Source organism: Rhodoferax koreense (assembly GCF_001955695.1).
Taxonomy (GTDB): domain Bacteria; phylum Pseudomonadota; class Gammaproteobacteria; order Burkholderiales; family Burkholderiaceae_C; genus Rhodoferax_B; species Rhodoferax_B koreensis.
In genome coordinates this window covers 100848-113424 of record NZ_CP019236.1, presented here as the reverse complement: position 1 = coordinate 113424, position 12577 = coordinate 100848, and the positions used below count along the sequence as shown (strand labels likewise).

The window sequence follows — 12577 nt, the reverse complement described above, 5'->3', positions numbered from 1 at the left end:
ATCTGAACAAGTCCATCATCAGCCGAGCCCTCGACTATAGCACCGTTTTGACACGCTTGGCAAGACCCGTGTGAAAAAGCGGAACAACCAAAGAAAATGGCCTCCCCGGCTGGCGCCGGGGAGGCCATTCGATCGATTCTGCTGGGTGCTTACTGCTTGGACAGTTCAGCCGAGGTGGCGGCGTCCAGGCGGCCCGTCTGCGGCAGGTTGCGGCTTTGCTGGAAGGAGCGGATCGCCGTTGCGGTCTTGCGTCCCATCGCGCCATCGGGCGTGCCGACGTCATAGCCGAGCGTATTGAGTTTCTCCTGCGCGGTCTTCAGGCTGATCAGAGGAGCACCTGCAGCGCCCGGGGCGTAGGTTTGCGAAGGAGCGGCCGCCCCGTCCACGCCCAGCCGGCCGCCGCCGCCCAGGCCCTGCCCTTGCACGCTTTGAGCTTTATAGGCGCGCAGCGACTTGACCATGCCGTTGTAGGCATCCATAAAGGCCGCCGCGATCACCTTGCCTTGGGGCGTGCTGCTGTAGCCACCGACGGCACCTGCACCCGAGCCGCCGAACAGGCCGGCCATGCCGCCCCAGTCCGTCTTCGACGCGCTGCCCTCCGAAGCTGCGATCTGCACGCTTGACCGGTTGTCGATCATGGTCAGCATCACGCTGGCTTCACGCGTGGCCGTTGCGCCGGCGACGGTGCCCAGCACCCGGCCGGCGTTGCCGAAAAGCCCACCCAGGGAGGCCGCCGTGCCGCCGGTGTTCTGGTTGAAGATCACTTCGGGCGACAGGCCGTAGTCGGACGACACCACCTGGCCCTTGCCGAAGTTGCTGCCGGCGCGCATTTCACCCGAGCCCTGCAGTGCGCGTTCGCGGCTCATGGCGTTCATGCCGGCCGCAGAGCGTTCCACCACCACGAAGCAGTTGGACTGCTGGATCATCAGGCGCAGCAGATTGGCCGTGGGCGGCAGGCGGTATTCGTTGCGCAGGATGGTGTACCAGCCCGCCTGTTCGTTTTCGATCAGCGAAACCGTGCCCAGGGGCGACTGGCATTTCTCCAGCTGGGAGTTCTCATTGGTCGCCGTGGCTCCGCCAGCGCTGCCGGTGGCAACCGTCTTGGCTTCCGAACTACCCATCTTCATGTCCGTGGTTTCACAGCCGGAAAGCAAAGCGGCGACGGCGATGGCGCTGAGAGACAGGTAGCGGATTTTCATGATTTTCGGGCCCAGGGCGGGACTGTAATAAGAGGTCAACAGACGCCGGTCCTTGCACCGAGAGCGCAACAAACCGGCAAAGGCGTAACAGTTTACCCGTGGAAAGGCGCCCGATACAACCAGATCAAACGCTGATTTTGGGTAGTAAGCACAGTGTCGGCGCGCAATCCGGCCGCCTCGAATTCCAGGCTCACCAGCCAGGCGCCGGGCCGCAATTCGGCACGCGCCTTCTGGACGGCGCGCGGCATGCTTTCGGGTCGCTGGAACAGGTACACCATGTCATAGCCGCGCCAGTCCGCGCGCCAGATGTCCCCGTGCCGCACACGTGCCCAGGGGCAGCGCAACGCAGACGCGGCGCGCAGTGGCCAGCTCCATTCCAGCCCATGCAGACGCGCGCGTGGATACGCCTGGTGCAGTGCCTGCAGGCCGTGGCCGAGTCCGCAGCCGGCGTCGAGCACCAGCGCGCCATCCGGGAGCGGCGCGGCGGCCGCCAAACCGGACAGCGCGCCCGATGGCGTGGGAAACAGGGGCGCATCGCGCCAAGCATTGAGCGGATAGATCAACAGGCACAGGCCCAGCGGCAGCAACCAGGCCCAGCCGGGCAAGGCCGCCGCGCCCGACAAGGCCAGCGACAGCGGAAAACCCAGCGCGATCCATCCGCGCCGCCACCAGGTGCCGCCCAGCCCACTCAGCGCCACACCCCAGGCGGAAGCGAGCGCCAACGCCATCAACGCCGACAGCCCGAGGCGCCCCAGACCTAAGAAAAGCCCCCAGGCACTGGCCCAGGCCAACAGGGCGGGCAGCGGCCAGACCAGCCAGCGCGGCGTCGCCACAGACTTAACGCCCGGCCGCGCGCGTCAGCTTTTCGATCAGGCCGTTGAGTTCGTCCATGGAGCCGAATTGCACCACCACCTCGCCCTGCTCTTCCACGCGGCCATGCCGTTTGACACGTTTCTTGATGCGGATCTCGACATCGGCCATCAGCAGGTCGGACAACTCTTCCTCCACGCGCTTGAGGTCGCGCGATTTTTCCTTCTTCGGCTTGTGCGAGGTCAGGGCGAACTCCGCGCCGAGTTTCTTCACCAGGCTCTCGGCCTCGCGCACCGACATCTTCTTCGCCGCAATCTGGTTGCCCGCGGTGATCTGCGTCGCGCGGTCGAGTGCCAGCAGCGCCCGCGCATGGCCCATGTCGAGGTCACCGGCCATCAGCATGGTCTGCACCGGATCGGCCAGGTTCAGCAGCCGCAGCAGGTTGCTCGCCGCGCTGCGCGAACGGCCCACAGCCTGCGCCGCCTGCTCATGGGTGTGGCCGAACTCGCGCACCAGGCGCTGCAGGCCCTGGGCTTCCTCGAGCGGGTTCAGGTCCTCGCGCTGGATGTTCTCGATGAGCGCCATGGCCGCCGCGGATTCGTCGGGCACGTCGCGGACCAACACCGGCACGCTGTCGAGCCCGGCCAGCCGCGCGGCCCGAAAGCGCCGCTCGCCGGCGATGATTTCGTAACGGCCTTCGTTGACGCCACTGAGCAGCCTGCGCACCAGCACCGGCTGCATGATGCCCTGCACCTTGATGCTTTCGGCCAACTCATACAGGGCGCCCTCATCCATGCGGGTGCGCGGCTGGTACTGGCCGGGCACCAATTCGCTCAAGGCCAGCACGGTCGGCAGGCCGGGTTCGGCGGGCGTGTCGGCGGTGGCGCCCTCCTCCACCTTGGGTCCGAGCAAGGCTTCCAATCCGCGGCCGAGGCCCTTGGGTTTTTTCGTCGCCATGTGCGGATCAGCTTTCTGTTGGATGAGAGGAATGGGGCAGCGCCAACAGCCAGGCACGGCCCTGGGGCCAGTCGCCAAGGCCGGATTCGGCGTTGACATGGCCACGTGCGCCGACATCGGCCAGATCCGCGCCCCAATCGCGCGCCAGGTCGGCCGAGGCTTCGAAGCTGCAGTACGGGTCGTCGGTGGAGGTCACCAGCTTCGACGGAAACGGCAGCGGCTGCAACACGGTTGGCGACCAGCGGTGCAGTTGCGGCGGGAAATTGTCGCGCCGCACATCCGGCGGCGCCACGAGCAAGGCACCGGCCACACGCGCCGTCTGCTGCGAATGAGCGGCCCAGGCCGCGACCAGATGACAGCCCAGGCTGTGCGCAGCCAACAGCACCGGCCGGTCCTGCTGCAGCAACACTTCTTCGAGCCGGGCGATCCAGTCGCCGCGCAGCGGCTGCATCCAGTCGTGCTGTCCGACGCGTTCGTCGCCGTAGGCCGCTTCCCAGCGGCTTTGCCAATGATCCGGGCCGGAGTTCTGCCAGCCGGGCAGCGTCAACACCTTGAAATTCATGATGCTATCTTTTATGTAGCTAGATACGCAGGAAAAATCTGTGTCCTACATCGATTTGATGCGCTGGACCATTTCTTCGGCGAACTGCAGGTAGGCCAGGCTGCCTCTCGCCGCCGGATCGAACACCACACCGGGCAGGCCATAACTCGGCGCCTCGGCCAGGCGCACGTTGCGCGGGATCACGGTGTTGAACACCTTTTCGGCGAAGTGCGACTTGAGCTGTTCGCTCACCTGTTGCTGCAAGGTGATGCGCGGATCGAACATCACACGCAGGAGGCCGATCACCACCAGTTCCTTGTTCAGGTTCGCATGCACCTGCTTGATGGTGTTGACCAGATCGGTCAGCCCCTCGAGCGCGAAGTATTCGCACTGCATCGGCACGATGACGCCATTGGCGGCGCACAGGCCGTTCAGCGTCAGCATCGACAACGACGGCGGGCAGTCGATCAGTACGAAGTCGTAACTGGATGCCGCATCGGCCAAGGCCAGCTTCAGGCGGGTTTCGCGGCGCTCGATGGCCACCAGCTCGACCTCGGCGCCGGCCAGGTCGCGGCTGGCGCCCAGCACGTCATAGCCGCATTTCTCGGAATGAACCTTGGCCTCGGCAATGGACGCCGATTCCAGCAGAACGTCATAGACCGACATCTCCAGCTTGCGCTTGTCCACACCCGAGCCCATGGTGGCATTGCCCTGCGGGTCGAGGTCGATCATCAGCACCCGTTGCCCGACCTTGGCCAAACCGGCGGCCAGGTTGACCGTGGTGGTGGTCTTGCCCACCCCACCCTTTTGGTTCGCGATACAGAATACTTTTGCCATGGGTTTATTTGCTCAGAGCCAGTTTGACGCCGAAACCGATCAGCATGACGCCGGCGAGCTTGTTCAGGGCGTTCGCCACCGAGGGATTGGCACGCATGCGGGCGGCCAGAAAGTGGGTCAGCAACACCGCCACCAGGCAGTAGGCAAAGGTCAGCACCGCCACTGTAGCCGCCATCACGCCGAAGGTGAACAGACCCTGATGCCGCGCGGGATCGACAAACAGCGGGAAGAAAGCCATGTAGAACACGATGGCCTTGGGGTTGAGCAAGGTGATCATCAGCGCCTGGCGCAGGAAGTGAGAGGGCCGGATGTTCAAAATCGGCGCCGCGCCCGGCTTGGCCAGCAGCATCTTCACGCCCAGAAAGGCCAGGTAAGCCGCACCCAGCCATTGCACGGCCGCAAATGCAAGCGGGTAGCTGGCTAACAGTGCCGCCACACCCGCAACGGCCGTCCACATCAACAGCTGGTCCGCCAGGATCAGGCCGCACGCCGCCGCCAGACCGCCACGGATACCCCCCTTGCCGGTGGAGGTGATCAGTGCCAGGTTGCCAGGGCCGGGAATCAGCAGGAATACGATGATGGCGGCGACAAAAGCGCCGTAATTTGCGATGCCGAACATGCTTACTTCCGCGGGGATAGGAGTCGGAGTTTAAGCGACGACTCCACCTGCTCGGCTGTCTTCTAACTCAGCCGGCGGAAGCGCGCATCCAGACGATGCAGCGTTCGGCATCCAAACCGGGCACTTTCAACTGTTCCACGTGAAACACCTGCACGGTGGGTGGCAATGCAGCCACCTCTTCCACCGGATTTTTGCCCTTCATCGCCAGCCAGACACCATCGGCGGCCAGCGCCTGTTTCGACCACGCCGTGAAGTCCGCCAGCGAGGCGAAGGCGCGTGAACTCACGACGTCGAAAGTTTGCGTCAAACTCTCGACCCGGGCATGCACACCGCGCAGATTGCGCAGGCCAAGCTCGGCCGCGGCCTGCTGCACAAAGGCCGCCTTCTTGCCCACCGTGTCGACACAACTCACTTCCAACCCCGGGCAGCAGATGGCGAAGACGACCCCCGGCAGGCCGGCACCCGAACCGACATCCAGCAGTCTGCCGCTCCTGCCCTGCAGGTGCTTCTGCAAAGGCGGCACCGCCGCCAGGCTGTCCAGCAGATGGTGCGTGAACATCTCCGCCGGCTCGCGCAGCGCGGTGAGGTTGTAGACCTTGTTCCATTTCTGGATCAGCGCGAGGTACTGCAGCAGCTTGCCCAACTGCGCCTCGTCCAGCGAAAGCCCCATCTGCAGGGCCAGCGCCGGAAGCTGAGCCGGTTCGATCGATACCGCACTCATGCTTCGATCTGCACGGCAGCCTGGCGGTCTTTCCAGCCATGCTTCTTCAGATGCACGAGCAGCAGCGAAATCGCCGCCGGCGTCACGCCCGAAACCCGGGACGCCTGCCCCAGGGTTTCCGGCCGCAACTTGCTGAGCCTTTGACGCACTTCGAAGCTCAAGGCCGTGACCTGCAGGTAGTCCAGCTCGGCCGGAATCTTCAGATGCTCGTAATGCGCCGCGCGATCGATCTCGTCCTTTTGGCGGTCGATGTAGCCCGAATACTTGGCGCTGATGTCGATCTGCTCCACCACGGCGTCGATGAAGCTGAACTCCGCTGTTTCACGTGGAACATCTGCATTGCCGACCGGCAACTCGGCACTGGCAAACCGCCCCGCATCCAACGACATCAGGCTCGCATAACTCACGTCCGGCCGGCGCAGCAGTTCGGCGAGGCTGTATTCGTGGTCGATGGCCTTACCGAGCACGCGCTCCGCTTCGGCCGCGGCCAGGTTTTTCGGGCTGATCCACAGCGAACGCAGTCGCTCTGTTTCACGTGAAACAGCGTCGCGCTTGCGGCTGAAAGCTTCCCAGCGCGCATCGTCCACCAGGCCCATTTGGCGCGCTGCTTCGGTCAAGCGCATATCTGCGTTGTCTTCGCGCAGCTGCAGGCGGAACTCCGCCCGGCTGGTGAACATGCGGTACGGCTCCGTCACACCCTTGGTGATCAGGTCGTCCACCAGCACCCCGAGGTAGGCCTGGTCGCGGCCCGGCAACCAGGGCGCCTGTTCCCGGCACAAGAGCGCGGCGTTGATGCCGGCGAACATGCCTTGCGCCGCCGCTTCCTCGTAGCCGGTCGTCCCGTTGATCTGGCCGGCGAAGAACAGCCCCGCGATCGGCCGCGTCTCGAAGTTGCTCTTCAGTCCCCGCGGGTCGAAGTAGTCGTATTCGATGGCATACCCAGGCCGCAGGATGTGCGCGTTCTCCAGTCCGGCCATGGAGCGGACCAGTTCGTACTGGATGTCGAAAGGCAGGCTCGTCGAGATACCGTTTGGATAGATCTCGTGTGTCGTCAGCCCTTCGGGCTCCAGGAAGATCTGGTGGCTTTCCTTGTCGGCGAAGCGGTTGATCTTGTCTTCCACGCTCGGGCAGTAGCGCGGCCCCACCCCTTCGATCTTGCCGGTGAACATCGGGCTGCGGTCGAAACCGGAGCGGATGATCTCGTGCGTGCGCGCGTTGGTGTGGGTGATCCAGCACGGCACCTGCTCGGGGTGCATGCCGGCATGGCCCATGAAGCTGAACACCGGCACCTTGTCGCCCATGCCGCCCGGCATGCCGTCGCCGGGCTGTGGCGTGCACTTGCTGAAATCGATGCTGCGACCGTCGATGCGCGGCGGCGTGCCGGTCTTGAGCCGGCCCTGCGGCAGCTTCAGTTCCTTGAGCCGCGCGCTGAGCGACACGGCCGGCGGATCACCGGCGCGACCGGCCGCGTAGTTGTTCAAGCCGACGTGGATCTTGCCGTCGAGGAAGGTGCCGGCGGTCAGCACCACGCTGCGGCTGCGAAAACGGATGCCGACCTGCGTCACCGCCCCCACCACGCGGTCGCCTTCCACCATCAGGTCGTCCACGGCCTGCTGGAACAGCCACAGGTTGGGCTGGTTCTCCAGCATGCGGCGGATGGCCGCCTTGTACAACACGCGGTCGGCCTGGGCCCGCGTGGCGCGCACGGCCGGGCCCTTGCTCGAATTGAGAATGCGGAACTGGATGCCGGCTTCGTCCGTCGCCAGCGCCATGGCGCCGCCCATCGCATCCACCTCCTTCACCAGGTGGCCCTTGCCGATGCCGCCGATCGAGGGGTTGCAGCTCATCTGGCCCAGGGTTTCGATGTTGTGCGTCAGCAGCAGCGTCTTGCTGCCCATGCGGGCGGCCGCCAGCGCGGCCTCGGTGCCGGCATGGCCGCCGCCGACCACGATGACGTCAAATTCTTGGGGGTACAACATACGCTTCCTCTGGGAGTTCAGGCGCCCAGGCTGGCAGACTGCGCCAGGGCGGCACATCGAAAATCAGGTGGGCAGGGGGTGATTTTAATAAGCTGCCCATTTCCGTGCGAGGCCACGCTTATCATGGCCGACCTTGTCCGAAAGCCGTCCCCCCTTGAGCCCATCCCTTCCCGCCGCGATGCCATGCCAAACCGCCTGCCGCGATGGTTGCGGCGCGTGCTGCATCGCGCCGAGCATCAGCTCGCCAATCCCGGGCATGCCGGTCAAAGATGGCATCAGCAAGCCTGCAGGGGTGCGCTGCGTCCAGCTGGACGATGCCCAGCGCTGCCGCATCTTTGGCCGACCGGAACGGCCGGCCGTGTGTGGCGGACTTCAGCCGTCGCGTGAGATGTGCGGCGACACCGCGCCCCAGGCCATGCGCTACCTGGTGCGGCTCGAAGAGGCTACGCGGCCTCGCCCGCCGTCTCGCTGACGGGCGGTTCGGTCGGCTGTTTCTGTCCCGCTGCCATGATCGGCACGACGTTGGTCGCAGGCCGGGTGCGGCCGTCGTACACGTCGAGCAACATGCCGGTCATGTAGGCCGCGCCGAACAGGGTGGCAAAAGCCACGTCCTTGGCGTCGCGGCCGCTGCCCACGCGCACCAGTTTTTCCACCGGCGCCATCTTGGTCGGATCGAACAGTACCCAGCGGTCGCCGAGCCAGGCTTCGAAGATTGCGTGGAAATCCTGCGGCGGCTCTTCGAACTCCACATAACCCACCACCAGGCGCGCCGGAATGTTGAGGGCGCGGCAGAAGGTGATGGCCAGGTGAGCGAAGTCGCGGCACACGCCGGCGCGCTGCACGAACACCTGCTGCGCGGTGGTCGTGGCGTCGCTCGAACCGAGCATGTAGGCCACGTTGTCGTGCACCCAGTCCACCACCGCCTCCACCCGCTTGATGCCGGGTTCGATGCCGCCGAACTGCTGCTGCGCCGCACGCGACATCAGGTCGGATTCGCAGAAGCGCGTGGGCAGCAGGTAATGCAGCGCGGCGTCGGGCAAGGCATTGATTGAGGCCTGGGTCAAACCGCTGCGCGAATGCTTGCGCCGCACGAGTTCGACCTTGGCCTTGTAGCGCACCGAGACCTTGCCGGGCTGCGCATCGAAACGAAAGAAGCGGTTGCCCTTGGAATCGTCCATGAAATGGTGCACCTGCACCGGCGGACTCACCGTCAACGACTCCTCGATGATGCGCTGGCTGGAGTGGTGTGCGGCTTCGAGGTTGAACAGGAAATGCGTGTCCTGCTGTACTTCGTAATCCAGCGTGGCATCGATGTTGGAGGTGGTCATGGTGTCGCTCGGCCCGGTCAGGTGGTGCGCAGTCATTTCAGGGCTTTGCGCGCCGCGCCTACGCCGAGCGCGGCCAACACCACGAACACCACCGCAAGGATGAGAAACAGGCCGAACAGGATCTTGGCAATACCAGCTGCGCCGGCCGCGATGCCGCCGAAGCCCAGGGCACCGGCCACGATGGCGATCAGCGCAAAAATGATGGCGTACTTCAACATACAAGGCTCCTTGCGCGGACGGGCCGCAGTGGTTTCAACGATGGTTCAATCCTACGAAAAGCCGTGTATGCAACGCATCGGCCAAACCCATCTCGGGATGTAGGACAACGGCACAAGCCACGCCGCGCCCTGGCTGCGGCAAAATCGGTCCGCTCACCCCTCCGCGATCCCCTTCCTATTCCCAGCACATCCAAGGAAAACCATGAAGCTGTACTACTCGCCCGGCGCCTGCTCCCTGTCGGCCCACATCGCGCTGCATGAATCCGGCCTCGCCTTCCAGGCCATTCCCGCGCCCACCAAGACCCACCAGTTGCCCGACGGCACCGACTACTACACCATCAATCCCCTGGGCTACGTACCGCTGCTGGAACTCGACGACGGCACACGGCTGCGCGAAGGCCCGGTCATCGTGCAGTACGTGGCCGACCAGGTGCCGCTGAAGAACCTCGCCCCGGCCAACGGCACGCTGTCGCGCTACCGCCTGCAGGAATGGCTGTCCTTCATCGGCACGGAATTGCACAAGGGTTTCTCGCCGCTGTTCAATCCCGCCATGCCGGCGGAAGCCAAGGCCATCGCCACCACCAAGCTGCTGTCGCGCTACAAGTGGCTCAACGCCGAACTCGAAGGCAAGCAATTCCTGTTGAACGACCACTTCACCGTGGCCGACGGCTACCTGTTCACCGTGACCACCTGGGCCGCGAAGGTGGGCGTGGACCTGTCCGGCTTCGCCAACATCCAGGCGTTCCAGGCCCGCATCGCCGCCCGCCCGGCCGTCCAGGAAGCCTTGCGCGCGGAGAGCCAGGCTGCCTGAGAATTTAGAAGAATTGGCCTATAACGCAGTCTGCATCTGCGTTGGAAGCTATCTAAAATATAGCGTCTAGCGATCCAGCGGGCGTTGCCGCCAGGCCAGCGCCGCGCCCAGCCACAGCGCGGCGGCTGAGAACACCAGGCCACGCGCCAGTCCGCCCGGGCCGTCGGCGATCCAGCCGACCACCGTCGGCCCGACGATCTGCCCGGCCGCGAACACGATGGTGAATGCGCTGATGCCCGAGGCCCAGGCACTGGCGGGCAGGTTGTGGCGCACGAGCGCCGTGGTCGACGCCACCACCGACAGGAATACCCCGCCGAACACCAACCCCGACAGCAGCACCGCCGGCCAGGCCGAGGTCAGCGCCGGCAGCACGGTCGCCACGCCCAGCAGCGCATTCAGCCGGGCCAGCGCCTCGCCACCCCGGCTGCGGTCCAGCAAACCGGCCCAGATGCGCGAAGACGCCAGCACCGCCAGGCCGAGCAGCGCGTAGAACACCGTCACGGCCGTGGCACTGGCGCCCTGCTCGCGCAGCAAGGCGATCACGAAGGTCATGTAGCCGATGTAGCCCACGCCGAACATGCCGTAGCCCGCCAAGGCAAAGCCGAAGGGCCGCCAATGGAAATCCGGCGCCGCCGCGGCGGGCTGCGCGCTCGCCGCCTGCGGGCCTTCGGGCAACACGCGAGCCGGCCAGCACAACACCGCCGTCGCAAGCACACAGGCCAGCGCCAGCGCCCACCATGCCCAGGCCCAGCCGTGCGGCGCACCTTGCATGGCTGCCAGCACCGCCGGCACCAGCCAGGCCGACAGCACGATGCCCCAGCCCGTGCCGCCGTAATACAGCCCGAGCACCAGGCCCCCGCGGCCTGGCTGCTGGCCGCCCAGCCGCGCGGCCAGCAAGCCACCGGCGATGAAGACGAAGGCGCTGGCCACGCCCGCCAGCAAGCGTTGCGCCAGCAGCGGCGCCGCCTCGGTGAAGAACCCGCTCAAACCCATGAACAGGCTTGCCAACACCGCGCCCGCCACCAGCAGCCTGCGCGGGCCGTAACGCCGCATCAGCCTGGGTGTGACCAGCGCCCCGAGCAGATAACCCAGCGCGTTCACCGTGTTCATCGCCCCGGCCAGCGTGTACGACCAGCCAAGGTCGGCACGCATCGGCGGCAACAGCAGGCCGTAGGCGAAACGCGTGATGCCCAGCGAGATCGCGGCGCCGAGCGACAAGGCCAGCGCCAAAGCCAGAACCGGTACATGTGCATGCTCGGGTGCAGGCATGTCATCGCTTGAGGAAGATTTCAGTTGTTCGGTCATGGCCCGTCCATTGTCGCGGGGAAGCAATACCACAGGCGCGCCACGCGAGTGACACACAAGGCTTTGTATTTGGGTTTACCCTGCAATCCCGCCAGACCCGTCTGGCGAAATTTTTTTCCAGGAAAAAACCAATGACTTCTCTGTTCGAACCCACCAAGGCCGGCCGCATCGAGCTCGCCAACCGCATCGTGATGGCGCCGCTCACGCGCAACCGCGCACCGGGCGCGGTCCCCACGGCGCTGATGGCCGAGTACTACGCCCAACGCGCCAGCGCCGGCCTGATCGTCACCGAAGGCACGGCCATCAGCCAGCAAGGCCAGGGTTATGCGGACGTGCCCGGCCTGTACGGCACCGAACAGCTCGATGCCTGGCGCGTCGTCACCGACGCCGTGCACAAGGCCGGCGGCAAGATCGTGGTGCAGCTCTGGCACGTGGGCCGCGTCTCCCATGTGGACCTGCAGGAAGACGGCCAGGCGCCGGTCGGCCCGTCGGCCATCGCCGCCAAGACCAAGACCTTCCTGATCAAGGACGGCAAGGGCGGCTTCGTCGAAACCTCGGTGCCGCGTGCGCTGCGTGCCGACGAATTGCCGGGCATCGTGCATGCGTTCCGCCACGCCGCGAGCAACGCCGTGCACACCGCCGGGTTCGACGGCGTCGAAGTCCACGGCGCCAACGGCTACCTGTTCGACCAGTTCCTGAAACTGGGCAGCAACCAGCGCACCGACGACTACGGCGGCAGCATCGAGAACCGCTCGCGCCTGCTGCTCGAGACCATGCGCGCCATCGCCGACGAAATCGGCGGCGACCGCACCGGCCTGCGCCTGTCGCCCGTCACGCCGGCCAACGACGTGAACGACCCGCATCCGCAGCCCTTGTTCGAACACGTGGTGCGCGAGCTCGCGCCGCTGAACCTGGCCTTCCTGCACATCATCGAAGGCGCCACCGGCGGCCCGCGCGAACTGCCCGACCGGCCCTTCAACTACGCCGACCTGGAGGCCGCCTACCGCAATGCTGGCGGCAAGGCCGCCTGGATGGTCAACAACGCCTACGACAAGGCCCTGGCCGAAAAAGCCGTGCAAAACGGCGCCGACCTGGTGGCCTTCGGCAAGGCCTTCATCGCCAACCCCGACCTGGTGCGCCGCCTGCGTGAAGACGCACCGCTGAATGCGCCGGATCAGAAGACTTTTTATGGCGGTGGGGCGCAGGGGTATACGGATTACCCGGCGTTGGGGTGAGTCCCCTGCTCCGCGCG

At 65.6% G+C, this 12577-nt stretch carries 14 protein-coding genes; 3 read left to right on the top strand and 11 right to left on the bottom strand.

Going from position 1 to position 12577, the window contains the following annotated elements; genetic code table 11:
• Positions 1-149: 149 nt before the first annotated feature.
• From RD110_RS00535 to mnmG, 8 genes are all read right to left on the bottom strand, one after another.
• Positions 150-1199, bottom strand: coding sequence for a peptidoglycan-binding protein (locus RD110_RS00535; RefSeq protein WP_076195702.1), 1050 nt, complete (start codon positions 1197-1199; stop codon positions 150-152).
• A 92-nt stretch (positions 1200-1291) separates the two neighbouring features.
• Positions 1292-2032 carry a class I SAM-dependent methyltransferase gene (locus RD110_RS00530; protein ID WP_076195700.1) on the bottom strand — a complete coding sequence of 247 codons (741 nt, stop codon included), beginning with the start codon at positions 2030-2032 and terminating at the stop codon, positions 1292-1294.
• Positions 2033-2036: 4 nt separating this feature from the next.
• A complete protein-coding gene (locus tag RD110_RS00525; protein ID WP_076195698.1) occupies positions 2037-2966 on the bottom strand; it encodes a ParB/RepB/Spo0J family partition protein in 930 nt (309 codons plus the stop codon).
• 7 nt (positions 2967-2973) lie between these two features.
• Entirely contained in the window at positions 2974-3528 is a 555-nt protein-coding gene (locus RD110_RS00520; RefSeq protein ID WP_076195696.1) for an RBBP9/YdeN family alpha/beta hydrolase, read from the bottom strand.
• A gap of 45 nt (positions 3529-3573) precedes the next feature.
• Entirely contained in the window at positions 3574-4344 is a 771-nt protein-coding gene (locus RD110_RS00515) for a ParA family protein (RefSeq protein WP_076195694.1), read from the bottom strand.
• A 4-nt stretch (positions 4345-4348) separates the two neighbouring features.
• Positions 4349-4963, bottom strand: a complete 615-nt coding sequence (locus RD110_RS00510; RefSeq protein WP_076195692.1) for a LysE family transporter — start codon at positions 4961-4963, stop codon at positions 4349-4351.
• Positions 4964-5030: 67 nt separating this feature from the next.
• Entirely contained in the window at positions 5031-5684 is a 654-nt protein-coding gene (gene rsmG / locus RD110_RS00505) for a 16S rRNA (guanine(527)-N(7))-methyltransferase RsmG (RefSeq protein ID WP_076195690.1), read from the bottom strand.
• Positions 5681-7663 carry a tRNA uridine-5-carboxymethylaminomethyl(34) synthesis enzyme MnmG gene (gene mnmG / locus RD110_RS00500; RefSeq protein ID WP_076195688.1) on the bottom strand — a complete coding sequence of 661 codons (1983 nt, stop codon included), beginning with the start codon at positions 7661-7663 and terminating at the stop codon, positions 5681-5683. The genes rsmG and mnmG overlap by 4 nt, the downstream gene beginning before the upstream one ends.
• A gap of 178 nt (positions 7664-7841) precedes the next feature.
• Here mnmG and RD110_RS28440 point away from each other — a divergent pair, with 178 nt between their 5' ends.
• Positions 7842-8135 carry a YkgJ family cysteine cluster protein gene (locus tag RD110_RS28440; RefSeq protein WP_076195686.1) on the top strand — a complete coding sequence of 98 codons (294 nt, stop codon included), beginning with the start codon at positions 7842-7844 and terminating at the stop codon, positions 8133-8135.
• On the opposite strand, the gene RD110_RS00490 is transcribed toward RD110_RS28440, so the two are convergent.
• Both RD110_RS00490 and RD110_RS00485 read right to left on the bottom strand, forming a co-directional pair.
• Positions 8107-9027 carry a transglutaminase-like domain-containing protein gene (locus tag RD110_RS00490; RefSeq protein ID WP_239467142.1) on the bottom strand — a complete coding sequence of 307 codons (921 nt, stop codon included), beginning with the start codon at positions 9025-9027 and terminating at the stop codon, positions 8107-8109. The two genes, RD110_RS28440 and RD110_RS00490, sit on opposite strands and share 29 nt — an antisense overlap.
• Entirely contained in the window at positions 9024-9209 is a 186-nt protein-coding gene (locus tag RD110_RS00485) for a DUF1328 family protein (protein WP_076195684.1), read from the bottom strand. The genes RD110_RS00490 and RD110_RS00485 overlap by 4 nt, the downstream gene beginning before the upstream one ends.
• Positions 9210-9411: 202 nt before the next feature.
• Here RD110_RS00485 and gstA point away from each other — a divergent pair, with 202 nt between their 5' ends.
• Entirely contained in the window at positions 9412-10020 is a 609-nt protein-coding gene (gene gstA / locus RD110_RS00480) for a glutathione transferase GstA (RefSeq protein WP_076195682.1), read from the top strand.
• Positions 10021-10086: 66 nt separating this feature from the next.
• Here the strand turns inward: gstA and RD110_RS00475 are convergent, their stop codons facing one another.
• The gene (locus tag RD110_RS00475; protein ID WP_076204147.1) at positions 10087-11289 is read right to left on the bottom strand and encodes a YbfB/YjiJ family MFS transporter; all 1203 of its coding nucleotides are present in this window, start codon (positions 11287-11289) and stop codon (positions 10087-10089) included.
• Positions 11290-11456: 167 nt separating this feature from the next.
• Between RD110_RS00475 and RD110_RS00470 the strand changes: the two genes are divergently transcribed.
• Complete coding sequence (locus RD110_RS00470; protein WP_076195680.1) at positions 11457-12560, top strand: alkene reductase; 1104 nt, start codon at positions 11457-11459, stop codon at positions 12558-12560.
• Positions 12561-12577: the final 17 nt, after the last annotated feature.